A 23249-nucleotide genomic window follows, 5' to 3' on the forward strand; every position below is an offset into this window, starting at 1 on the left:
CCCCGGGTCAGCGCAGGATGCGCAGGTTGAACGGGTACCGGAACGGACGGCCCTTGGACACGTGCGAGGCGCCCATCACGCCGTAGGCCGCCATGGCGGCCCACGTGAGCGCGCCGAGGATCGCGAAGATCGGGCCGACCACCGGCAGCAGGGACAGGAAGAAGAACAGGAGCGTGATGAGCGTGGGCGGCCCGGAGAAGTTCAGGGCCTCGCGCGACTCCTGCGAGGTGAACGGGCCGCGGTCGCGGTAGAGCAGCCACACGACCAGCGGGCCGAGCACGCCGAACGCCAGACTGAGGTGGGCCAGCGCCGCGCGGTCACGGTCCTGCTTCGCCGTGAGCGGGGCGCCGCGGCCGCCGGCCGAGACGAGCCAGGCGGGCGGGCCGTGGCCGGTGCGGCCGGCGTCGGGCTGCGCGCGGGTGTTCACGAGGGGCTCCTCCTGGATCGCGGGACCCGCGCGCCGGGGACCGGGCGCAGGGCATGGGCCAGCATAGCGCGGGCGGGCGGGGGCCGCGCCGAGATCAGTGCTCGGGTGCGGCGGTGAGGAAGTCGATGAGCTCCTCCACGCGGCCCAGCAGGGACGGCTCGAGGTCCGCGTACGTGGTGACGTGGGAGAGCAGCCGCTTCCACCCCAGCCCCGTGGCCTCCTTGCTCCCGTGCGGCCAGCCCAGTCCCCGCAGGATCCCCGTCTTCCAGTCCTGCCCCTTCGGCACGACGGGCCACGCGGGGATGCCGAGGACGGAGGGCTTGATGACCTGCCAGACGTCCACGTAGGGGTGACCGAGGATGAGCACGTTGCCCGCGGCCCCCGGCACGCGCATGGCCTCGGCCGCGAGGCGCTCCTCCTTGGACCCGGTGACGAGATGGTCCACGAGGATCCCGAGCCGGCGCCGCGGACCGGGGGCGAACGCACGGATCGCCCCGGCGAGGTCGTCCACGCCGTGCAGGGGCTCCACGACGATGCCCTCGAGGCGCAGGTCCTCGCCCCACACCTTCTCCACCAGCTCGGCGTCGTGCACGCCCTCCACCCAGATGCGAGAGGCGCGGGCGGTGCGGGCCCGCGCCCCCTCGACCCGTCGCGAGCCGGAGGCGGTGCGGGCCGGCGCCGCCGGGGCCGCGGCGGTCGGGGGGACCAGGGTCACGGGCTCGCCGTCGATCCAGAAGCCGCCGCCGAGGGGGAAGCCGCGGCGCACGCCGCGGCGGTCCTCCAGGACCACCACGTGCACGCCGCCGGAGCGCTCGATGCCGATCACGGCCCCGGTGAACCCGGAGGCCACGTCCTCGACCACCGTGCCGGGGGTGGCGGGCACATCGGGGACGGTCCGGGCGGGGCGGCGCGTCAGGTCGTCGTGGCCCGCGGGGCCCCAGCTGCTCCAGTCCATGGGAGAGCACGGTAGCAACGGGGGCGGGCGATCACCGTGAGCGAAGCCGTGCGGGCCGGTCGGGTCGTCCCCCGGGTCGGACGGTAGCATTGGCACTTGACCCGCCGGAGTGCCAGCCAGGGGCACCTCCGGGGTCGCCCCGGATCCCGACGGACCAGAGGAGGACCGAGATGTCGGAGCAGCCCCGCCGCCTGCAGGTGCTCCAGGCGATCGTGGAGGACTACGTGGCGCTGCGCGAGCCCGTGGGCTCCAAGGCGCTCGTGGAACGGCACGCCCTGGGCGTGTCCTCCGCGACCGTGCGCAACGACATGGCTGCGCTCGAGGAGGAGGGCCTCATCGTGGCCCCGCACACCTCCGCCGGGCGCGTCCCCACGGACAAGGGCTACCGCGTGTTCGTCGACCGCCTCTCCGAGGTGAAGCCGCTGTCCCCGGCCGAGCGCCGGGCCGTGCGGACCCTGCTGGACCCGGAGACGGACACCGAGCACATGATGGAGTCCACGGTGCGCCTCCTGGCCCAGCTGACCCAGCAGGTCGCCGTCGCGCAGTTCCCCCACGAGGACGGCTCCACGATCCGCCACCTCGAACTGGTCTCCCTCGCGCCCACGCGCGTGCTCGTGGTCCTCATCCTGTCCACGGGGCGGGTGGACCAGCGGCACGCCGTGCTGGACCGTCCGGTCGACGAGGCGGAGCTGTCCGTGCTCCGCGGCCTCCTGCTGGACGCCCTGCTGGGGCTCGGTCCGGTGCAGGCGGCCACCGTGGTGGACGACGTCGTCACCCGGGTCCGCCCGGAGCACCGGCAGTCCGCCGCCCTCGTGGCCGCGGCCGTCCAGGACCTCCTCGAGGCCGGCCGGGAGGACCGCATTGTGCTGGCCGGCACCGCCAACCTGGCCCGCTCCCCGGGGGACTTCGGCGCGTCCATCGGGCCGATCCTGGAGGCGCTCGAGGAGCAGGTGGTGCTGCTGCGCCTGCTCACGGAGATGGAGCAGGACGCCCACGGGGTGTCCGTGCGGATCGGCTCCGAGAACGCCGGATCGCTCGCGGACACCTCGGTGGTCGCAGCCGCCTACGGCCCCGGCGCCGTGGCGAAGGTCGGCGTCATCGGTCCGACCCGGATGGACTACCCGGGCACCATGGCCGCCGTCCGGGCGATCGCCCGCTATCTCTCCCGCATCCTGACCACCTGACGCGCCTCCGCGCGTCCTGGCGGGCCCCGTCCCGCATCGCCCCACGTCCCGCTCTCCCCGAGAGGAATCCCCACCGTGACCGACCACTACGAGACGCTCGGCGTCAGCCGTGACGCCAGCACCGAGGAGATCCGCCGCGCCTACCGCAAGCTCGCGCGCACCCACCACCCGGACGTCAACCCCGACCCGGAGGCGGCCGAGCAGTTCAAGCGCATCTCCCACGCCTACGAGGTGCTCTCGGACGAGGGCCGGCGTCGGGCCTACGACACGACGGGCAACGAGAACGGCCAGGCCGGCTTCCCGGGCGGCTTCGGCGGGGCGGGCGGCTTCGGGGGCTTCGCCGACATCTTCGAGACCTTCATGAACGCCGCCGGCCAGGGCGGCCGCGGCGGCCCCGCCAGCCGCGCCCGCCGCGGCCAGGACGCCCTGGTGACCGCGCGGATCGACCTGCGCGACGCCGTCTTCGGCGGCGAGCAGACGATCGAGCTGGACACGGCCGTGCGCTGCGAGCGGTGCGAGGGCTCGTGCTGCGAGCCCGGCACCCAGCCGGAGACCTGCCAGACCTGCCACGGCCACGGCATGATCCAGCGCCCCGTGCGGTCGCTGCTGGGCACCGTCATGGCCACCGAGGCCTGCCCCGCCTGCCAGGGGTTCGGCACCGTCATCCCGACGCCCTGCCACGAGTGCGACGGGCAGGGCCGCGTCCGCACCCGGACGCCGCTGACCCTGCGCATCCCCGCGGGCGTGGACGACGGCACCCGCATCCACCTCGCCGGCCGCGGCGAGGCCGGCCCGGGCGGCGGCCCGAACGGCGACCTCTACGTGGAGATCGCGGTCCGCCCGGACGAGACCTTCCGCCGCGAGGGCGACCACCTGGCCACCACCGTGACCGTCCCCATGGCCGCCGCGGCCCTGGGCACCACCGTCACGCTGGACACCCTGGACGGCAAGCAGTCCCTCAGCCTGGACCCGGGCGTGCAGTCCGGCCACGTCGAGGTCCTCCACGGCCTGGGCGTCGGTCGCCTGCGCGGGCAGGGCCGTGGCGACCTCAAGGTGGACGTGGTGGTCACCACGCCCACCGACCTGGACGACGAGCAGCGCCAGCTCCTGGAGCGCCTGGCCGAGGTGCGCGGCGAGGAGGTCGTGCACGGCGCACCCCAGGCCAAGGGCATGTTCGCCCGGCTGCGGGAGAACCTGAGGAACCTGTGACCGCCCCCCTGTTCCACCTCGAGCCGGGCGCCCTGGCCGGCGCGAGCGCGGGCGCGGAGGTCGTCTTCGACGGCGCCGAGGCCCGGCACGCCGCCGCGGCCATGCGCCTGGCCCCCGGGGAGGCCGTGCTCCTGGCCGACGGGTCGGGCACGCTCGGCCACGGCACCGTGCTCGCGGCCGCCCCGGACGCGGTGTCCGTGCGGCTGGACGCGGTGGCGGAGGAGCCGGCGCCCACCCCGGCGCTCGTGCTCGTCCAGGCCCTCGCCAAGGGCGACCGGGACCTCATGGCGGTCCAGGCCGCCGTCGAGCTCGGCGTGGACGCCGTGGTGCCCTGGGAGGCGGAGCGCTCGATCGTCCGCTGGAAGGGCCCCAAGGCCGCCAAGGCCCGCCAGAAGTGGGCGGACACGGCCCGCGCGGCCGCCAAGCAGGCGCGTCGCGCCCGGGTGCCCGCGGTCCGGGACCACGTCTCCGGGACGGCGGTCGCCGGGCTGGCCTGGGACGACGACGGCGGCCGGCTCGTCCTCGTACTGCACGAGGACGCGGAGCACGGGGTGTCCGCGGTGCCGGCGGAGCGACTCTCCGCGGCCGTCGAGATCGCCGTCGTCGTGGGCCCCGAGGGCGGGATCGGCCCGGCCGAGCTCGAGGCCTGCGTGGCCGCGGGGGCCGTGCCGGTGCGGCTCGGCCCGCACGTGCTGCGCGCCTCCACGGCCGGCCCCGCCGCCCTCGCCGTGCTCCAGCACCGGCTCGGCCGCTGGTGAGCCCCGGCAGGACGGCGCGCCGACGCCTAGACTGGTCGGGATGTCCCGCCCCCGCGACCCCGAGGTGATCCGCCCCATCGTGACCGTGCCCCCCACGACCCCGACCCCGCCCGCCACCGCGCACGAGGGGGTCGCGTTCGAGTCCGCCGACCTCATGGTCCGCACGCTCGGACCGCAGGACGCCCTGCTGCGGATCCTCGGCGGCGTGTTCCCCACCGTGGACGTCACGGTCCGCGACCAGCGGCTGGACCTGGCCGGGCCGGTGGCCGAGGTGGCCACGGTGCGGCGCGTCGTCGAGGACCTGCGCTCGATCGCCCGCCGCGACCAGGCCGTCACCCCCGAGGTGATGGGCCAGGTCGTCCACCACGTCCGCGACGCCGCCACCGGGCGCGGCGCGGGTCAGCTGCACCTGGACTCGATCCTCTCGGGCCGGGGCCGCCGCATCCGCGCGAAGACCCTGCACCAGCAGGACTACGTGGAGGCGATCGACCGCTCCACCGTCGTCTTCGGCATCGGCCCGGCCGGCACCGGCAAGACCTACCTGGCGATGGCCAAGGCGGTGCAGGCGCTGCAGGCCAAGGAGGTCAACCGGATCATCCTCACCCGCCCGGCCGTCGAGGCCGGCGAACGGCTCGGCTTCCTGCCCGGCGGGCTCTCCGAGAAGATCGACCCGTACCTGCGCCCCCTGTACGACGCGCTGCACGACATGATCGAGCCCGAGTCGATCCCGCGGCTGATGGAGGCCGGGACCATCGAGGTCGCCCCGCTGGCGTACATGCGCGGCCGCACCCTGAACGACGCGTTCGTGATCCTCGACGAGGCCCAGAACACCACCGGCGAGCAGATGAAGATGTTCCTGACCCGCCTCGGCTTCGGTGCGCGCATGGTCGTCACGGGCGACACCTCGCAGGTGGACCTGCCGCGCGGCACCCAGTCCGGCCTGGCCCAGGCCGTCGAGGTGCTCGAGGGGATCGAGGGACTGGAGATGGTCCGCTTCGACTCCTCGGACGTGGTCCGGCACTCGCTGGTGAGCGCCATCGTGGACGCCTACGACGCCGCCCGCGGCCCCGCGGAGCGGTCCCAGAAGCGAGGAGGGGCCCGCCGTGGCCGTTGAGATCCTGAACGAGTCGGGGATCGAGGTCCCCGAGGACGCGCTGCTGCGCATGGCCCGGCACGTGTACGCGCGCCTGCACGTCCACGAGCGCGCCGAGACGGCCGTGACCGTCGTGGACGCCGCACGCATGGCCGAGCTGCACGAGGAGTGGATGGACCTGCCCGGGCCCACCGACGTGATGAGCCTGCCCATGGACGAGCTGACCCCCGGCTCGCCCGAGGCGCCGGCCGAGGGCGTGCTCGGCGACGTCGTGCTCTGCCCCGAGGTCGCCGCCGAGCAGGCGGCGCGCGGCGGGCACTCCCGTGACGACGAGCTGCTCCTGCTGCTCACCCACGGCATGCTCCACCTGCTCGGGTACGACCATCTCGAGGACGCCGAGCGCGAGGAGATGTTCACGCTCCAGGATCGGCTCGTCTCCGAGGTCCTGGGGCGGCCCGCCCCGGCCCCCACCGTCGAGGATTGACGGCACCGCCCATGCTGACGCCCGCCGTCCTCTTCGCCCTGTTCCTGGTCTTCCTCGGCCTGACCTGGACGCTGTCCCTGGCCGAGTCCGCGTTCTCCTACCTCTCCCGGCGGGACGCGGAGGACATCGTCCGCGAGCAGCCCGGCTCCAAGGTCCTGGAGATCGCCCGCGAGCGGGAGAGCCACCTCGGGGCCCTGCGGGTCTGGCGCTTCGTCGCCGAGGCCCTGTCGGCCGTCTGCCTGACCGCGGCCGCCGACGCGGTGGTGGACGACACGTGGCTCACCGTGGCGATCGCCGCGGTCGTGCTCGTGGGCGTGGCCGCCCTGCTGGGCGTCTGGAGCCCGCGGCCGATCGGCTCCCGCAACGAGGCCGCCGTCGCCCGCCGCCTCGGCGGGCTCGTGTGGGTGCTCCGCCGGGCCCTGGGCCCGCTCGCCGCCCGCCTGGACCGGGACCGGCGCCGTCGCGAGGTCGAGCCGGAGGACGAGGACGACTTCCAGGAGCGCCACCTGCGCGAGTTCGTCGCCCGCGCCCACGACGCGGACGTGCTCGCCGACTCCGAGGCGGAGCTGATCCAGTCGGTGTTCTCCATGAACGACACCATCGTCCGCTCCGTCATGGTGCCGCGCACCGACGTCGTCACGATCGACGCCGACCACACGCTCGGCCAGGCCATGGCCCTGTTCCTGCGCTCCGGCAACTCCCGCATCCCGGTGATCGGCGAGGACGCCGACGACATCCGGGGCATGCTGCACCTCAAGGACGTCACCCGCGCCCTGCACCACGACGGCGCTGCGACCGACACCCCCGTCACCGAGGTCATGCGCGACGTCCGCTTCGTCCCCGAGTCGAAGTCCGTGGCCACCCTCCTGCAGGAGCTGCAGCGCGAGTCCACCCACGTGGCCGTGGTGGTGGACGAGTACGGCGGTACGGCGGGGCTCGTGACGCTCGAGGACCTCATCGAGGAGATCGTCGGCGAGATCTACGACGAGGACGACCACCCGGACCGCCCCGAGGTGGAGTTCGTCGCGCCCGGCGTCTACTCCGTCGACGCGCGCATGGGCATCCACGACTTCCGGGAGGAGTTCGAGCTGCCGGAGGAGGACGAGGACGACGACGTCGACACGGTCGGCGGCCTCCTGGCCAAGGAGCTCGGCCGCGTCCCGATCCAGGGCTCGCGCGTCGTGGTCCAGGGGATCGAGCTCGTCGCGGACACCCTCGAGCCCCGCCGCAACCGGGTCGCGCGCCTGCGCGTCTCCGAGACCCCCGACCGCCCGGTGCGGCTGCGCCGGCGCGAGGAGCAGGCCCACGGCGCCACGCCCGCCGACCCCGTGGCCTGAGCCGGCCGCCCCACCCCACGCCCCGCCTGACAAGGATGACCCCATGACCGATCTCGTCGATCCGGCCCGCGCCGCGGACGGCTTCCGTTCCGGCTTCGTCTCGCTCGTGGGCCGGCCGAACGCCGGCAAGTCCACGCTCACCAACGCGCTGGTGGGGGAGAAGGTGGCGATCACCTCCTCCAAGCCGCAGACCACGCGCCACACCATCCGCGGGATCGTCCACCGCGAGGACTTCCAGCTCGTGCTCGTGGACACCCCGGGCCTGCACCGGCCCCGCACCCTGCTCGGCGAGCGCCTCAACGACCTCGTGGCGGAGACGCTCAACGAGGTCGACGCCGTGGGCATGTGCCTGCCGGCCGACGAGGCGATCGGTCCCGGCGACCGGTTCATCGCCCAGCAGCTCTCCTACCTGCACCGCACCCCGGTGGTCGCCGTGGTGACGAAGACGGACAAGGTGGGCCCGGAGCAGCTCATGGCGCAGCTCGTGGCCGTGACCGCGCTGGGCGACGAGGTCCTCGGGCCGGAGAACGGCGGGGAGGGCTTCGCGGCCGTCGTGCCGGTCTCGGCGGTGGCCGGCCGCCAGGTCGACGACGTCCTGGGCGTCTTCGCGGGCCTGCTGCCGGCCGGGCCGCCCCTGTACCCCGACGGCGAGCTCACGGACGAGCCGGAGGCGGTCATGGTCGCCGAGCTCATCCGGGAGGCGGCCCTGGAGGGCGTGCGCGACGAGCTGCCGCACTCGGTGGCCGTGATGGTCGAGGAGATGTCCCTGCGCGAGGACCGCCCCGCGGATCGGCCCCTCATGGACGTGTGGGCGAACGTCTTCGTCGAACGGGACAGCCAGAAGGGCATCATCATCGGCAAGGGCGGCTCCCGGCTGCGTGAGATCGGCGCGCAGGCGCGGGCGGGCATCGAGCGCATGCTCGGCACCAAGGTGCACCTGGACCTGCGGGTCAAGGTCGCCAAGGAGTGGCAGCGCGACCCCAAACAGCTCGGCCGACTCGGCTTCTGAGCCCGAGGCCCCGGCCCGGGCGCGCACGCGCCGGAGCGGGCCGCCGTCGTCGTGCGTCACACGGGGACGGCCTCCTGTGGCCCGGCCCACCTCGGTGCTAGGGTCGGGGGCATGTCCCTCCGCCTCGCGACGACAGCGCCGGCCACGGCCCGCCTGCTACTTCCCGGCCGCACGGGGTCCCCGTGCCAGGCCGTGATCCACGCCGCCTGAGCGCATGCGGAGGCAGGACGCCTCCCACCGGACCGGACACCCCGTGCGGAGCCCCTGACCTCCCGGTCCGGCCACCGACCACCCACCTTTCGCGCGCCCGCCGCGCGCACGTCGAGGGAGAACACGCATGAGCGCCCACCTGCAGAAGTCGTCGGGGATGAAGTTCCACAAGTACGTCCCGTTCCAGGACCAGATCGAGGTCGCCCTGCCGGACCGCACCTGGCCGGACAAGGTCATCGAGAAGGCGCCGCTGTGGTGCGCCGTGGACCTGCGCGACGGCAACCAGGCCCTGATCGACCCCATGGGCCCCGAGCGCAAGCTGCGCATGTTCCAGCTGCTCGTCGGCATGGGCTTCAAGGAGATCGAGGTCGGCTTCCCCTCCGCCTCGCAGACCGACTACGACTTCGTCCGCCAGCTCATCGAGGGCGACCACATCCCGGACGACGTCACCATCCAGGTCCTCACCCAGTCCCGTGAGCACCTGATCGAGCGCACCTTCGAGGCGCTCGAGGGCGCCGACCGGGCCATCGTGCACCTGTACAACTCGACGTCGGTGCTGCAGCGCCGCGTGGTGTTCCGGCAGGACGAGGACGGGATCGTGGACATCGCGACCTCCGGCGCGCGCCTGGTGAAGAAGTTCGAGGAGCAGCTCAAGGGCACGCAGATCACCTACGAGTACTCGCCCGAGTCCTACACGGGCACCGAGCTCGAGTTCGCCCGGCGCATCTCGGACGAGGTGGCCACGGTCCTGGAGGCCTCCACCGACCGCAAGATGATCCTGAACCTGCCGGCGACGGTGGAGATGTCCACCCCGAACGTGTACGCCGACTCGATCGAGTGGATGCACCGCAACCTGGAGCACCGCGACTCGCTCATCCTCTCCCTGCACCCGCACAACGACCGCGGCACGGGCGTGGCCGCCGCCGAGCTGGGCTACCTGGCCGGGGCGGACCGCATCGAGGGATGCCTGTTCGGCAACGGCGAGCGCACCGGCAACGTCGACCTGGTGACGCTGGGCATGAACCTGTACTCGCAGGGCGTCGACCCCATGATCGACTTCTCCGACATGGACCACGTCAAGCGCACGGTCGAGTACTGCAACCAGCTGGCCGTGCCCGAGCGCTCGCCCTGGGGCGGCGACCTCGTCTTCACGGCCTTCTCCGGCTCCCACCAGGACGCCATCAAGAAGGGCTTCGAGGCCATGGAGGTCGACGCCAAGGCGGCCGGCACCGACGTGGACGGCATCCCGTGGGCCGTGCCGTACCTGCCCATCGACCCGAAGGACATCGGCCGCTCCTACGAGGCCGTCATCCGCGTGAACTCGCAGTCCGGCAAGGGCGGCGTCGCCTACCTGCTCAAGTCCGAGCACAACCTGGACCTGCCGCGCCGCGCGCAGATCGAGTTCTCCCACGTCATCCAGGATCTGGCCGACGCCCAGGGCGGCGAGGTCTCCGGCGCCGACCTGTGGCGCGTGTTCCAGGACGAGTACCTGCCCGCCGACGCGGCGGAGGCGCAGTGGGGCCACTACCGGCTCCGCTCGGTCTCCTCGGCCTCCGGCGAGGACGGCGCGTTCCGGATGGAGGCCGAGCTCGAGGTCGACGGCGTCACGCAGACCCGCGCGGCGCAGGGCAACGGCCCGATCGACGCGTTCCTGCGCATCCTCGGCGAGGAGGGCGTGGACGTCCGCGTGCTCGACTACTCCGAGCACGCACTGTCCGAGGGCGGCGCGGCCATGGCCGCCGCCTACGTGGAGGCGGCCGTGGGCGACCGTGTCCTCTGGGGCGTTGGCCTGGACCACAACACCACCACCGCCTCGCTGAAGGCCGTGGTGTCCGCGGTGAACCGCGCCCTGCGCGCGTGAGCGGCTCCGGCTCCTCTTGGCGGGGTGCGCGGCACGGCGGCTACGCGGCGAACTCGTTCCGCACCGAGGCCATCGTGCTGCGCACCCACCGTCTGGGGGAGGCCGATCGCATCGTCGAGGCGCTCACCCCCGAGCACGGCTTGGTCCGGGCCGTGGCCAAGGGGGTGCGCAAGACGTCCTCCCGGCTGGGCTCGGTGGTGGAGCCGTTCATGCACTCCACGCTCCAGCTCGCGCGCGGCCGGGGCGAGCTGCACACCGTGAGCCAGGCGCAGCTGCTGCACCCGTACGCGACGATGCTGGCCGCCGACTACGACGCCTACACCGTCGCCGGCGCCCTCGCCGAGGCCGTCGAGCGGGTCCCCGCGGTGGACGACGACGGTCGGCGCGCCCAGTACCGCCTCTTCCACGGCGCGCTGGCCGCGCTGGCCCGCGGTGCGCACGACCCACGCCTGATCCTGCACTCGTTCCTGCTGCGCGCGCTCGCCCAGGCCGGCTGGGCCCCCACCTTCGACCGGTGCGCCCGCTGCGGCGCCCCCGGCCCGCACACGGCGCTGCACGTGGGCCTCGGCGGGGCCGTCTGTCTCGAATGCAGGCCACCCGGTGCCGCGCACCCAGCCCCGGAGACCTTCGACCTGCTCTCGGCCCTCGCGGCGGGGGACTGGGCCACCGCGGACGCCTCCGGGGCCCCCGCCCGCCGCGAGGCGGCCGGTATCGTGGCCGCGTACCTGCAGTTCCACGCCGAGCGGCGCCTGGTGTCCCTGTCCGTCCTGGACCAGGACCTCGGCCTCCCCGCCCCGCGCGTCGAGAGGAGACCATGAGCGCCGACCGAGCCCCGCAGTCCCCGCCGCCGCACCCCTCGGGTGCGGTCGCCCCGCGGATCGACCCGCGTTTCGTGCCCCGGCATGTGGCGATCGTGATGGACGGCAACGGACGGTGGGCCAACCAGCGCGGCCTGCCCCGCACCGAGGGCCATCGGGCCGGCGAGGCGGCGCTGCTGGACGTCGTCGCCGGGGCGGTGGAGCTGGGGATCGGCCACGTGTCCGCGTATGCGTTCTCCACGGAGAACTGGCGGCGCTCGGCGGAGGAGGTGCGCTTCCTCATGGGCTTCTCCCGGGACGTGCTGCGCCGGCAGCGGGACACCCTGCACTCGTGGAACGTGCGGATCCGGTGGAACGGGCGGGCCCCGCGACTCTGGACCCCCGTGATCCGGGAGCTGCAGGAGGCCGAGGAGCTCACGCGCCACAACACCGGGACCACCCTGCACATGTGCGTGAACTACGGCAGCCGCGCCGAGATCCTGGACGGCGTCCAGGCCATCGCCGAGGAGGTCCGGGCCGGCCGGATGCGGCCGGGGGAGATCACCGAGGACGTCATCACCCGCTACCTCGACCGCGGTTTCCGCACGGGTCAGGACGTCGACGTCGTCCCGGACGTGGACCTGTTCCTGCGGACCTCGGGGGAGCAGCGCCTGTCCAACTATCTGCTGTGGCAGTCCGCCTACGCGGAGCTGCTGTTCCTGGACGTGCTGTGGCCGGACGTCGACCGGCGGACCCTGTGGGCCGCCGTCGAGACCTACGCCCGACGGGACCGCCGCTACGGCGGCGCCGTGGACACCCCTCAGCCGGCACCGTCGTCCGGCGCGCCGGACTCGGCCTCGGACGCCGACGGCGGCGCGTAGGCGCCCAGCCACGTGAGCGTCGCGGCACCGGCCGCCTCGCGCACCGACGCGGGGGAGGCGAACACGTCGTGCAGCGCGTCGGGGAGCCGGTGGACGGTCACCCGGTTGCCGAGCCGCAGGGAGCGTCGGGCCATGGCGTCGGGGTCCAGGACGATGTCCGAGGTCAGCATCGCCTCGGCGTAGGACGTGCCCCGATGCCCGCGCGCGGAGACGAGCACGAGGATCGGCACGGAGACGTCGAGCCGCCCGGCCACGGCCCGGTGCCCCGAGAGGACCGCGCTCAGCCAGGCGGCCGGCACCTCGAACGCGTGCGGAGGACGCCAGAGCGGGTGCAGGTCCCATTCGCCCTCGGCCTGGTCCGAGAGGGTGCGCCAGTAGTGGTCGATGCGCGGCAGCGTGAGCACGGCGTAGGGCTTCATGGCGGAGACGGGCCCCACGATGGACTTCGCCAGCAGGCGCACCCCCGCGCTGCCCTGCATCTCCAGCCACGGGCTGTTGAGCACGAGCGCGGCGAGGCGGCCGGGATTCCGGTCCGCCCACAGCGCGGCGATCAGCCCGCCGGTGGAGTGCCCCATGAGGATGGGCGGCAGCGGGTGATCCTGGGCGATGGTCTCGAACGCGGCCTCGAGGTCCGCGTCGTAGCGGGTCAGGTCGTCCGTCCAGCCGGGCGTCTGTCCCGCGCGCAGCGAGCGGCCGTAGTGGCGGAGGTCGACGGCGTGGAAGGCGTAGCCGGCGGCCTCGAACGCGTGGGCGAGCGGGGCGTTGTAGAAGTAGTCGCTCCAGCCGTGCACCGAGAGGATGGGCCGGCGGGCCGGGTCACGGGGGGCGTCGGTGCGCGGACGCACCACTGTGACAAGGTTCTGTCCTTGTTCATCGGTGTCGAGGCCGAGGGTGCATCGTTCGAAGCCCGGCAGTCCGTCCGGGACCCAGCCCAGGCCCGGCGGGTCGTCGAGGAACGGGCGGGTGTCCTCCTCCGTCGGTCCGCCGGCGGGGGCGCCGTGCGGGGCGGAGGGGTCCGGGGGCGGCGGCTGGATCGGGTCACGGGCCATCCGACCACTCTAGGAGGACCCTGGGCGGGCGGGAGGCCCGTGCGAGGATGGGGGCATGCAGCTGCCTGATCCCAAGTCCGCCGTCGACGGCCTCCTGACCTCCCGCGCGCCTCGCCTGTACCCGCCCTTCTTCCGTGCCGTGTTCGGCGGCATGGACGCGGAGCAGGCGCACCATCGGGGCTTCGACGCGATCCGGCTGGTCGAGCGCACCGGGGCGTCCGCCGCCCTGCGCGCCGCCTTCCGCCCGGACCCGCTGCTCGCGCGCACGGTCATGGGCCTGCGGTTCCCGACGCCCTTCGGCCTGGCCGCGGGGTTCGACAAGGACGGCCGGGGGACCGCCGCCCTGGCCGACCTCGGGTTCGGCCACATCGAGGTCGGCACGATCACGGCGCAGCCGCAGCCCGGCAACCCGCAGCCCCGACTGTTCCGTCTCGTGGACGACCGGGCGCTGGTCAACCGCATGGGCTTCAACAACGACGGCGCGGCGGCCGTCGCCCCCCGCCTGGCGCGGACCCGGCAGACCCTGGAGCGCCGCTTCGGTCCGACCCGGCCGGTCCTGGGCGTGAACATCGGCAAGACCAAGGTGGTCCCGCTCGAGGACGCGGCGGACGACTACCGGGCCTCGACCCGCCTGCTCGCGCCCCACGCCGACTACCTGACGGTCAACGTGTCCTCCCCGAACACGCCGGGGCTGCGCCAGCTGCAGGAGATCGACGCGCTGGAGCCGATCCTCACGGCGGTGCGCGAGGAGGCCGACCGTGCGGTCCCGGGCCGGCGGGTGCCACTGACCGTGAAGATCGCCCCGGACCTGGCGGACGACGACGTGCGCGCCGTCGGGGCGCTCGCCGAGCGCCTCGGGCTCGACGGCGTCATCGCGACCAACACGACCGTCTCCCGCGAGGGTCTGCGCACCCCGCGTGCCGACGTGGACGCCCTGGGCGCGGGCGGCCTGTCCGGGGCCCCGCTCCAGGAGCGGTCGATGCGGGTGCTGGAGGTCCTGCGGACGGCGCTGCCGACGGGCACCGCCGTCGTCAGCGTGGGCGGGGTGACGGACGCCGACGACGTCCAGGCCCGGCTCGACGCGGGCGCGGACCTCGTCCAGGGCTACACCGCGTTCCTCTACGAGGGGCCGTTCTGGGCCGGCCGGATCACCGCCGGGCTGGCCCGGTCCCTGCGGGGCTGACGGTCTGCTCGCCGGGGCCGCGACGGCCCGGACCCACCGGGGTCCGGGCCGTGGCGCGGTGTCGTGTCAGGCGGGGTACTCGCCCCGCTTGACCTGGGGCTTGGGCAGACGCAGGCGGCGGAACTGCAGGGCCCGCATGATGCCGTAGAAGCCGGTCCCGGGCTCCGGCGTGCCGAAGCGCTCCGTCAGGCCCTTCTTGATGTGCCGGCTGACCAGGAAGCTCTCGATGAGCACGAGGGCCACGAGGACGTACAGGCTGATCATCAGGATCAGCTGCGCCTCGCGGCCGGGGATGAACATGAGCAGGACGTAGGCGAAGACGACGGGCATGAGCCACTCGCCGATGCCGGAGCGCGCGTCCACGTAGTCACGGACCCAGCGCTTCTGCGGTCCCTTGTCGCGCGCCGGGAGGCCGCGCTCGTCCCCGGTCTCCAGCGCGGCGCGCTGGCGCATCCGCTCCTGGGCCATCGCCTGACGCTCGGCCTTGCGGGCCGCCTTGCGATCCTCGGGGACCAGGGTGCGACGGCGCGCGGCCTCCTGGTCGCGGCGCCGCGGAGTCGGGCCCTTCTTGCCCTGCGAGCGGTCGCGCGGCCCGGCCTCGGCCACGGCGGCGCCCTCGGCGGGAGCGGCCGAGGAGCCGTGAGTCGAGGGGGCGGGCGCGGTCTCGGGGGTCTTGTCTCGCTTGAACACCCCTCCAGTCTAGTGGTGGGGCGCGTCCGGCCCGCCCGGAGGCGCGGCCCTCGGCTCGGTCGCCGTCTACGCTGGCCGTCATGACTGACATCACCTCCCGTGCGCCGCAGGACGCGGCCCTCGTCTCCGCCGTCCGTGAGGCCGTCGAGGCCCGTTTCCCGACGACCCTCCAGACCCTCACCGACCTCGTGGCGATCCCGGGCATCGCCTGGGACTCCGCGGACCGCGCCCAGCTCGAGCGGTCCGCGGAGGCCGTCGCGGGCCTGCTGCGCGAGGCGGGCCTGCAGGATGTGGAGATCGTGACCGAGACCCGCGACGACGACCGGCCTGGCGGGCCGGCGGTGATCGGCGAGAAGCCCGGCGCCTCCGACAAGCCCACCGTCTTGTTGTATGCCCACCATGATGTGCAGCCGATCGGGGACGAGGACCTCTGGGACACCCCGCCGCTCGTGGCCACCGAGCGCGGCGGGCGGCTGTACGGCCGCGGCGCCGCCGACGACAAGGCCGGCATCATGGTCCACCTCGCCGCCCTCGCCGCTCTGCGGGACGTCCTGCCCGACGCCGGCGTCGGCGTCCGCGTCTTCATCGAGGGCGAAGAGGAGGCCGGCTCGCCCACCTTCCGCACCTTCCTGGAGAAGCACCGGGCGCGCCTCGACGCCGACGCGATCGTGGTCGCGGACTCGTCCAACTGGGCCGTGGGGGAGCCCGCGCTGACCACCTCCCTGCGCGGGCTGGTGGACGGCACGGTGACCGTCCGGGTGCTCGACCACGCCGTGCACTCCGGCATGTTCGGCGGGCCGGTCCTGGACGCCGTCGTCCTGCTCTCGCGGCTGATCGCCACGCTCCACGACGCGGACGGCGCGGTCGCCGTGCCCGGCCTCGAGCCGCGGCAGACCGCGGGCCTGGACTACCCCGAGGACGTCTTCCGTGCGGACGCGGGCGTGCTGGACGGGGTGACCCTGGCCGGCCGCGGCCCGGTCGCGGACCGGCTGTGGAACGCTCCCGCGCTGAGCATCATCGGGATCGACGCGCCCTCGGTCGCGGAGTCCTCGAACACGATCCAGCCCGCGGCGCGCGCGAAGTTCTCGCTGCGCCTGGGCCCCGGCATGGAGCCCGCGGAGGCCTTCGAGGCGCTGCGCACCCACCTGGAGGCGCAGTCCGCGGCGGTGCTCGGCGCGGAGATCACGGTCACCGCGGGGGAGTTCGGTCAGCCGTTCACGACGGACACCTCGGCCCCCGCCGCGGCCGCGATGATGGCCGCCCTGGAGGACGCCTGGGGCGTCGAGCCCCGGGCGATCGGCATGGGCGGCTCCATCCCGTTCACCGCGGACCTCGCCGAGGTCTTCCCGGAGGCCACCCTCCTCATCACGGGCGTGGAGGACCCGGACACGCGGGCGCACTCGGCCAACGAGTCGCTGCACATCGACGACTTCCAGCGGGCCGTCGTGGCCGAGGCGCTCTGGCTCGCGCGGCTGTCCGCGTGAGTGCCGCCCGGCCCGTCGGTGCGGCGGGCCGGGAATACTCCGTGGGCGGCTAGTGTTGTCCGGGAGACCACACGCGCGTGACGGCCCCGTCCGCGCCCCATGATCTGAGGAGGTCACGATGGCTCTGTCCGCAGAGGAGACCGGCGTCGAGATCGGCGCGACCCAGGACGCCGAGGGCCTGCCCCCGCACGAGGTCGAGCTGACCGACGTGGCGGCCGGCAAGGTGCGCTCGCTGCTCGAGCAGGAGGGCCGCACGGACCTGCGGCTGCGCGTCGCCGTGCAGCCGGGCGGCTGCTCGGGCCTGATCTACCAGCTCTACTTCGACGAGCGCGTCCTCGACGGCGACACCGTCCGTGACTACGACGGGGTCGAGGTGATCGTCGACAAGATGAGCGTGCCCTATCTCATGGGCGCGACCATCGACTTCGAGGACACCATCTCGAAGCAGGGCTTCACGATCGACAACCCCAACGCGGGCGGCTCGTGCGCCTGCGGCGACTCCTTCCACTGATCTGCGGGCGCCCGGAGCGCCTCGGACCGCGAACCGGCGGGTCGGCCTCGGCCGGCCCGCCGTCGTCGTGCCCGGGCGTCGCACCCAGGAGGCTCGGACCCGACTCCCAGACACGATCGGCACGTGTCACGGTGCGGAGAATCCGCGCGTTTCGGCTTAGACTGGCTCTGAATCATCAGGGCATACCCGTGCTCCCTGCGAGGACGCTGCGAGAAGTCGCCGAATCGCCGGGGGAGCGGGGACGCCCCTCGCACACGAGATGAAGAGGAAGGCCGTCTGTGAGAGCACAGAATGACGCCGGACGTCGGACTCGCCGCCGCTGGACCGCCGGTGCCGTGGGCACCACGGCGCTCCTGGTGCTGACCGGCTGTTCGGCAGAGGTCCAGCGCGGCTGGTACCCCGGCACCCGGGACACCACCAACCACAACGCCCAGCTCACCGACCTGTGGGTGAACTCCTGGATCGCGGCCCTGGTCGTGGGCCTGCTCGCCTGGGGCGCCATGATCTGGTGCATGGTGGCCTACCGCCGCCGCAAGAACGACCAGGGCTTCCCGAAGCAGACGGCCTACAACGTGCCGCTCGAGACCATGTTCACGGCCATCCCGATTCTGATGGTCTTCACCCTCTGGGGCTTCACCGACCGCGTCCAGACCGAGGTCGACCGCCCCGTGGACGACTCGCCGCTGACCGTCACCGTGTACGGCAAGCAGTGGTCCTGGGACTTCAACTACTCCTACGAGCAGGAGAACGGCGAGGTCATCGAGGCCCACTACTCCGGCATCCAGGCCCAGCTGGACGGCACCGAGGGCGTGCGTGACACCCTTCCGGTCCTGTACCTGCCGAACGACGTGCCGGTGCACTTCGAGCTGAAGTCCCGCGACGTGGCGCACTCCTTCTGGATCCCGCAGTTCCTCCAGAAGCGCGACATGATCCCCGGCAAGACCAACCACCTCTACCTGACCCCCCAGGAGCTGGGCAGCTACGACGGCAAGTGCGCCGAGCTGTGCGGCGAGTACCACTCCGAGATGCTCTTCAACGTCGAGGTCGTGGACGAGGCCGAGTTCGTGGACCGCCTCGAGGAGATGGAGCCGGGTCAGGTGGGCGAAGAGTACAGCCGCAACCCCAACAACAACCCTGACGGCGCCGGGACGATGGAGCGCGATCTCCAGACCCCCCGCGGTGGAGGTAGCCACTGATGACCACTTACGAGTACGCAACGGATGAGGTGCGCTCACAGGCGCAGCCTCGTGTGGTGCCCCGTTCGCTGGGCAAGATCGTCGTCAGCTGGCTGACGACGACCGACCACAAGGTGCTCGGGTACATGTACCTGATCACGTCCTTCATCTTCTTCTGCATCGGCGGCGTCATGGCCCTCATGATCCGCGCGGAGCTCTTCGAGCCCGGCATGCAGATCCTGCAGACGAAGGAGCAGTACAACCAGCTGTTCACCATGCACGGCACGCTCATGCTGCTCATGTTCGCGACCCCGCTCTTCGTGGGCTTCGCCAACGTGCTGGTGCCGCTGCAGATCGGCGCTCCGGACGTGTCCTTCCCGCGTCTGAACGCCCTGGCGTTCTGGTTCTTCCTGTTCGGCTCGCTCATCGCGACCGCCGGCTTCCTCACCCCGCAGGGTGCGGCCTCGTTCGGCTGGTTCGCCTACGCCCCGCTCTCCAACACCACGTACTCGCCGGGCGTCGGCGGTGACCTCTGGGTGTTCGGTCTGGTCCTCCAGGGCTTCGGCACGATCATGGGCGGCGTCAACTTCATCACCACGATCCTGACGATGCGTGCTCCTGGCATGACGATGTGGCGCATGCCGATCTTCACCTGGAACACGCTCATCACCGGCATCCTGATCATGGTGGCGTTCCCGCCGTTTGCCTCCGCGCTCTTCGCGCTGGGCCTGGACCGTCGCTTCGGCGGCCACATCTTCAACCCGGAGAACGGCGGCGCCATCCTGTGGCAGCACCTCTTCTGGTTCTTCGGCCACCCCGAGGTGTACATCATCGCCCTGCCGTTCTTCGGCGTCGTGTCGGAGATCATCCCGGTGTTCTCCCGCAAGCCGATCTTCGGCTACAAGTCCATCGTGTTCGCGACGACGGCGATCGCCGCGCTCTCCGTGACGGTGTGGGCGCACCACATGTACGTGACCGGCGCCGTGCTCCTGCCGTTCTTCTCCGTGATGACCATGCTCATCGCGGTCCCGACCGGCGTGAAGTTCGTGAACTGGATCGGCACCATGTGGCGCGGTTCGATCACCTTCGAGACCCCGATGCTGTGGACGCTCGGCTTCATGGTCACCTTCCTGTTCGGTGGCCTGACCGGCGTCATCCTGGCGTCGCCGCCCCTGGACTTCCAGGTGTCCGACACGTACTTCGTCGTGGCGCACTTCCACTACGTCGTCTTCGGCACCGTGGTGTTCGCGATGTTCGCCGGCTTCTTCTTCTGGTGGCCGAAGTTCACCGGCAAGATGCTGAACGAGCGTCTCGGCAAGATCCAGTTCTGGATGCTGTTCGTGGGCTTCCACGGCACGTTCCTGATCCAGCACTGGCTCGGTGTCATCGGCATGCCCCGTCGCTACGCGGACTACATGGTGGAGGACAGCTTCCAGGCGATGAACGCGTTCTCCTCGGTGTTCTCCTTCGTTCTCGGCGCGTCGCTGATCCCGTTCTTCTGGAACGTCTACATCACCTCGCGCTATGGCAAGAAGGTCACCGTGGACGACCCGTGGGGCTTCGGCGCCTCGCTCGAGTGGACCACTTCGTGCCCGCCGCCGCGGCACAACTTCCACTCCCTGCCGCGCATCCGCTCCGAGCGTCCGGCGCTGGATCTGCACCACCCGGAGCTCTTCCCGCACTCGCCTCAGAACACGTCTGAGGCCTTCGGAGAGAAGGTCGCCCAGTGAAGGTCGCAGCCAACATCTTCTGGATCATCGGCCTGTTCTTCATCGCAGCCGCCACCCTCTACGGGTTCTGGGTCGAGTGGACCGAGTGGGCAGGCATCCCGGCCATCTACGCCGTGGGCGGGATGTCCTGGATGATCGCGTGGTACCTGAACGTCACCGAGCGGAAGTACGGCGTCGGGCCCGCCGATGATGCGGACGGCCAGATCGCCGACTACGCCGGCACCTACGGCACCTTCGCTCCCTGGAGCTGGTGGCCGCTGGGCCTCGGCCTGGCCTGCGCGATCATCGTGACCGGTCTGGCCGTCGGCTGGTGGATCTTCATCATCGGCGTCATCGCGGGCGCCTACTTCACCTTCGGGTGGGTCTACGAGTTCTCTCGGGGCAAGTACGCCCACTGACCCGACCGTCGTCGAACGCCGCAGGCCGGACCCCTTGGGGTCCGGCCTGCGGCGTTTTCATGCCGCGTGTGCTGCGGAGCGACACGGCGCCGTCGCGGGCAGCCAGCTCCTGCGCCGCGGGGCCGGTCACGGCGACCGGCCTACTCGCCGCTCGGGGGCCAGGCGTGGTGCCCGGGTGAAGGGTTCGCCTGGTGGCCCGTCCCGCTGTCTCGTGGTCTGCGTAGGCCCGGGCATCGACCGCCGCGCAGAGTCAGCGGCGCGCCAGGAGCGCCTCACCGCGCTGCCCATGACGACGTCTGCGTGCCGCGGCGGCACTTGAATGGGCCGTCCCGTCGCGCGTCCCGTTGATGCCCGTGCCCGCGACTCCTACGCCGCTCTCAGCGGCCGGAACGAGCCTCGTCACGTAGAGACCGGGCAGGGGAGTCGCACGGGGTGCAGGCCAGCAGGGCCGTCGCTTGTGACGGTCCACGTGGCGAGGTGAGGGTGACACTTTCGGTGGGCGCCGGACGAGGCCCCCTCCGCCCCCTCTGCACCGTCCGAGGGGGCGGGGCCGGCCCGGCCTCCGGAGAGCCCGTGGCCGCGTCCGCACGGGCACCTGCCACGCACTGTCGACAGCTCCTCGGTCAGGAAGAAAGGGCTGGCCGGTGGTTGCGGCGATGGGCCTCATCATCACCATCGGTGCATCGGTGCATCGGTGCATCGGTGCAGCGGAGTACGGCTTGGCTCTGCACCGGTGCCCACCATGTTGACCGTGACGCCGTGGCCTGCATCCGGGCCGTCGTCCATCTCGGGGCCCAGGGGTGGCGGATGGCCACCCTGCCGGGACAGCCCCCGCCGCCAGGACACACCGTCGGGCACGGGCCCGCGGCACCTGGGAGTCCGGAACCGGGCACGTGGCCGTCAGCAGGGGCCGGGCACGTCCCAGGCTGGCGGGAAACGCTGGGCAGGCCCACGGGGGTGGCCCGGGACCGGCGGGCCTGAACCCTTCGCCGTCCATGCGGGCCGATGCGCGCCGCGGCGTCGGGGCTGCTCAGGGCAGCGCGTCCTCGAGGTCACCCTGGGAACGTCGAAGGGCCCCACGCACCATGGTGCGTGGGGCCCTTCGTCAGGGAATCAGCCGCTCGGGATCAGCGATCCAGGTGAGGGGCGTGCGAGCCGTGCTCGAGCTCGACGGGGTGCTCCTCGTGGCCGTGCTGGCCGTGGGTGCGGGCCTCCACCAGCTCCTCGCGGGAGACCGGGGCGACGCGATCCTGGTAGAACATGCGGTTCAGGCCGGCACGGGCCTTCTCCAGCGTGCCCACCTTGCCGTTGCGGCCGGGGATGGCCGGCACCGGGCGACGGTCCTCGAAGGACACCAGGCGGTACAGCTCGTAGTCGGTGAGCTGGCGGTGGCGCTCATGGAAGCCGCCCTCGGGGGACATCTCGATGACGCCGGCCTCGTGGCCGTGGAGCACCAGCTCACGGTCCTTGCGCTGCAGGGACAGGCAGATGCGGCGGGTCACGATGAAGGCGATCACCGGGCCGAGGAAGAACAGCGCGCGCAGCACGTACAGCACGTCGTTCAGGGAGAGGTGGAAGTGGGTGGCGATGAGGTCCGAGGACGCGGCCGCCCACATGACGCAGTACCAGACGACGGCGGCCACGCCGATGCCCGTGCGGGCCGGGGCGTTGCGGGGACGGTCGAGCAGGTGGTGCTCGGTGTCGTCCTTGGTGATCCACCGCTCGATCCAGGGCCAGGCGCACATGCCGACGATCAGGGCGCCGACCGGGATCAGCGGCACGAGCACGCCCATGGGCAGGGACACCGAGGAGCCCCACGGCATCGGGATGTTCCAGAGGAAGGAGTAGTCGCCGATCATGCCCGGCATGAGGCGCAGGGCACCGTCGAACACGCCGATGTACCAGTCGGGCTGGGTGCCGGCCTGCACCGGGGACGGATCATACGGGCCGTAGTTCCAGTTGGCGTTGATCGTCACCGTGGAGGCGATGAGCGCGAGCACACCGAACACGATGAAGAAGAAGCCGCCGGCCTTGGCCGCGTACACGGGGCCCACCGGATAGCCGACCACGTTGTCCTCGGTGCGGCCCGGGCCCGGGTACTGGGTGTGCTTGTGCACGACGACCATGAACAGGTGGATGCCGATCAGCAGCAGGATGGCGGCCGGCACGATCATGATGTGCAGGGCATACAGGCGACCGATGACCGAGTGGCCGGGGAACTCGCCGCCGAAGAAGAAGGCGGAGAGGTACGAGCCGACCAGCGGCAGCGACTTCAGGATGCCGTCGATGATGCGCAGGCCGTTGCCGGAGAGCACCTCGTCGGGCAGGGAGTAGCCGGTGAAGCCGGCAGCCCAGCCGGCCATCAGCAGGAAGCAGCCGACCAGCCAGTTCAGCTCACGCGGGCGACGGAACGCGCCGGTGAAGAACACGCGCAGCATGTGCACGGACATGGCCGCCACGAACAGCAGCGCGGCCCAGTGGTGCAGCTGGCGCATGAACAGACCGCCGCGCACGTCGAACGAGATGTCGAGGGTCGATGCGTAGGCCGCGGACATCTCGATGCCGCGCAGCGGGGCGTAGGCCCCGTCGTAGACGACCTCTGACATGGAGGGATCGAAGAAGAGGGTGAGGAATGCGCCGGACAGCAGCAGGATGACGAAGCTGTACAGGGCGACCTCGCCGAACATGAACGTCCAGTGGTCCGGGAAGATCTTGCGGCCGAAGAACTTCACGATCGGCGACATGCCCATCCGGGTGTCGACGAAGTTGGCGATGCGGCCGGTCGTGGTCGCCGGCTGGAACTCATTCACGGTGGTGCTCATAG

21 protein-coding genes are annotated in these 23249 nt (G+C 72.3%); 16 read left to right on the plus strand and 5 right to left on the minus strand.

What is annotated here, in order from left to right:
* Nucleotides 1-7 precede the first annotated feature (7 nt).
* Together MF605_RS05550 and MF605_RS05555 are read right to left on the minus strand one after the other, a co-directional pair.
* Nucleotides 8-427: a DUF4870 domain-containing protein gene (locus tag MF605_RS05550; RefSeq protein WP_049146774.1), complete on the minus strand. Its 420-nt coding sequence runs from the start codon at nt 425-427 to the stop codon at nt 8-10.
* A 94-nt stretch (nt 428-521) separates the two neighbouring features.
* Nucleotides 522-1382 (minus strand): DUF3097 family protein, encoded by an 861-nt coding sequence (locus MF605_RS05555; RefSeq protein ID WP_010078617.1) that lies wholly within the window; start codon nt 1380-1382, stop codon nt 522-524.
* A gap of 170 nt (nt 1383-1552) precedes the next feature.
* Between MF605_RS05555 and hrcA the strand changes: the two genes are divergently transcribed.
* From hrcA to MF605_RS05605, 10 genes are all read left to right on the plus strand, one after another.
* Entirely contained in the window at nt 1553-2566 is a 1014-nt protein-coding gene (gene hrcA / locus MF605_RS05560) for a heat-inducible transcriptional repressor HrcA (RefSeq protein ID WP_134417004.1), read from the plus strand.
* Between the two features lie 75 nt (nt 2567-2641).
* Nucleotides 2642-3775 (plus strand): molecular chaperone DnaJ, encoded by a 1134-nt coding sequence (dnaJ, locus tag MF605_RS05565; protein WP_134417003.1) that lies wholly within the window; start codon nt 2642-2644, stop codon nt 3773-3775.
* Complete coding sequence (locus MF605_RS05570) at nt 3772-4533, plus strand: 16S rRNA (uracil(1498)-N(3))-methyltransferase (RefSeq protein ID WP_041103735.1); 762 nt, start codon at nt 3772-3774, stop codon at nt 4531-4533. The genes dnaJ and MF605_RS05570 overlap by 4 nt, the downstream gene beginning before the upstream one ends.
* A gap of 40 nt (nt 4534-4573) precedes the next feature.
* Nucleotides 4574-5647 (plus strand): PhoH family protein, encoded by a 1074-nt coding sequence (locus tag MF605_RS05575; protein WP_036336560.1) that lies wholly within the window; start codon nt 4574-4576, stop codon nt 5645-5647.
* Nucleotides 5637-6110, plus strand: coding sequence for an rRNA maturation RNase YbeY (gene ybeY, locus MF605_RS05580; protein ID WP_041103738.1), 474 nt, complete (start codon nt 5637-5639; stop codon nt 6108-6110). The genes MF605_RS05575 and ybeY overlap by 11 nt, the downstream gene beginning before the upstream one ends.
* A gap of 11 nt (nt 6111-6121) precedes the next feature.
* A complete protein-coding gene (locus tag MF605_RS05585) occupies nt 6122-7447 on the plus strand; it encodes a hemolysin family protein (RefSeq protein ID WP_041103740.1) in 1326 nt (441 codons plus the stop codon).
* 43 nt (nt 7448-7490) lie between these two features.
* Nucleotides 7491-8456, plus strand: coding sequence for a GTPase Era (gene era / locus MF605_RS05590; protein WP_041103742.1), 966 nt, complete (start codon nt 7491-7493; stop codon nt 8454-8456).
* Between the two features lie 337 nt (nt 8457-8793).
* Nucleotides 8794-10527, plus strand: coding sequence for a 2-isopropylmalate synthase (gene leuA, locus MF605_RS05595; protein WP_041103744.1), 1734 nt, complete (start codon nt 8794-8796; stop codon nt 10525-10527).
* Entirely contained in the window at nt 10524-11345 is an 822-nt protein-coding gene (recO, locus tag MF605_RS05600) for a DNA repair protein RecO (RefSeq protein WP_041103746.1), read from the plus strand. The genes leuA and recO overlap by 4 nt, the downstream gene beginning before the upstream one ends.
* On the plus strand, nt 11342-12205 hold the full coding sequence (locus MF605_RS05605) for an isoprenyl transferase (RefSeq protein ID WP_041103748.1): 864 nt from the start codon (nt 11342-11344) through the stop codon (nt 12203-12205). The genes recO and MF605_RS05605 overlap by 4 nt, the downstream gene beginning before the upstream one ends.
* Here MF605_RS05605 and MF605_RS05610 read toward each other — a convergent pair.
* A complete protein-coding gene (locus tag MF605_RS05610) occupies nt 12145-13254 on the minus strand; it encodes an alpha/beta hydrolase (protein ID WP_041103750.1) in 1110 nt (369 codons plus the stop codon). The genes MF605_RS05605 and MF605_RS05610 overlap by 61 nt on opposite strands.
* Nucleotides 13255-13309: 55 nt before the next feature.
* Here MF605_RS05610 and MF605_RS05615 point away from each other — a divergent pair, with 55 nt between their 5' ends.
* Nucleotides 13310-14437, plus strand: a complete 1128-nt coding sequence (locus MF605_RS05615) for a quinone-dependent dihydroorotate dehydrogenase (RefSeq protein ID WP_052520058.1) — start codon at nt 13310-13312, stop codon at nt 14435-14437.
* A 66-nt stretch (nt 14438-14503) separates the two neighbouring features.
* On the opposite strand, the gene MF605_RS05620 is transcribed toward MF605_RS05615, so the two are convergent.
* On the minus strand, nt 14504-15127 hold the full coding sequence (locus MF605_RS05620) for a DUF3043 domain-containing protein (protein ID WP_134417002.1): 624 nt from the start codon (nt 15125-15127) through the stop codon (nt 14504-14506).
* 80 nt (nt 15128-15207) lie between these two features.
* On the opposite strand from MF605_RS05620, the gene MF605_RS05625 reads away from it, so the two are divergent.
* The 5 genes from MF605_RS05625 (at nt 15208) to MF605_RS05645 (ending at nt 20425) form a co-directional block, all read left to right on the plus strand.
* Complete coding sequence (locus MF605_RS05625; RefSeq protein ID WP_134417001.1) at nt 15208-16611, plus strand: dipeptidase; 1404 nt, start codon at nt 15208-15210, stop codon at nt 16609-16611.
* A gap of 118 nt (nt 16612-16729) precedes the next feature.
* The gene (erpA, locus tag MF605_RS05630) at nt 16730-17122 is read left to right on the plus strand and encodes an iron-sulfur cluster insertion protein ErpA (protein WP_002854644.1); all 393 of its coding nucleotides are present in this window, start codon (nt 16730-16732) and stop codon (nt 17120-17122) included.
* A gap of 278 nt (nt 17123-17400) precedes the next feature.
* The gene (gene ctaC / locus MF605_RS05635; protein ID WP_041103759.1) at nt 17401-18318 is read left to right on the plus strand and encodes an aa3-type cytochrome oxidase subunit II; all 918 of its coding nucleotides are present in this window, start codon (nt 17401-17403) and stop codon (nt 18316-18318) included.
* Nucleotides 18318-20027, plus strand: a complete 1710-nt coding sequence (gene ctaD / locus MF605_RS05640; RefSeq protein WP_101962534.1) for an aa3-type cytochrome oxidase subunit I — start codon at nt 18318-18320, stop codon at nt 20025-20027. The genes ctaC and ctaD overlap by 1 nt, the downstream gene beginning before the upstream one ends.
* Entirely contained in the window at nt 20024-20425 is a 402-nt protein-coding gene (locus MF605_RS05645; RefSeq protein WP_036315109.1) for a cytochrome c oxidase subunit 4, read from the plus strand. Before ctaD ends, MF605_RS05645 begins: the two co-directional genes overlap by 4 nt.
* Nucleotides 20426-21552: 1127 nt before the next feature.
* Here the strand turns inward: MF605_RS05645 and qcrB are convergent.
* Nucleotides 21553-23247 carry a cytochrome bc1 complex cytochrome b subunit gene (gene qcrB, locus MF605_RS05650; RefSeq protein ID WP_134417000.1) on the minus strand — a complete coding sequence of 565 codons (1695 nt, stop codon included), beginning with the start codon at nt 23245-23247 and terminating at the stop codon, nt 21553-21555.
* Between the last annotated feature and the right edge of the window lie 2 nt (nt 23248-23249).

Origin of the sequence: Micrococcus luteus, from assembly GCF_022664405.1 — a bacterium.
GTDB lineage: Bacteria > Actinomycetota > Actinomycetes > Actinomycetales > Micrococcaceae > Micrococcus > Micrococcus luteus.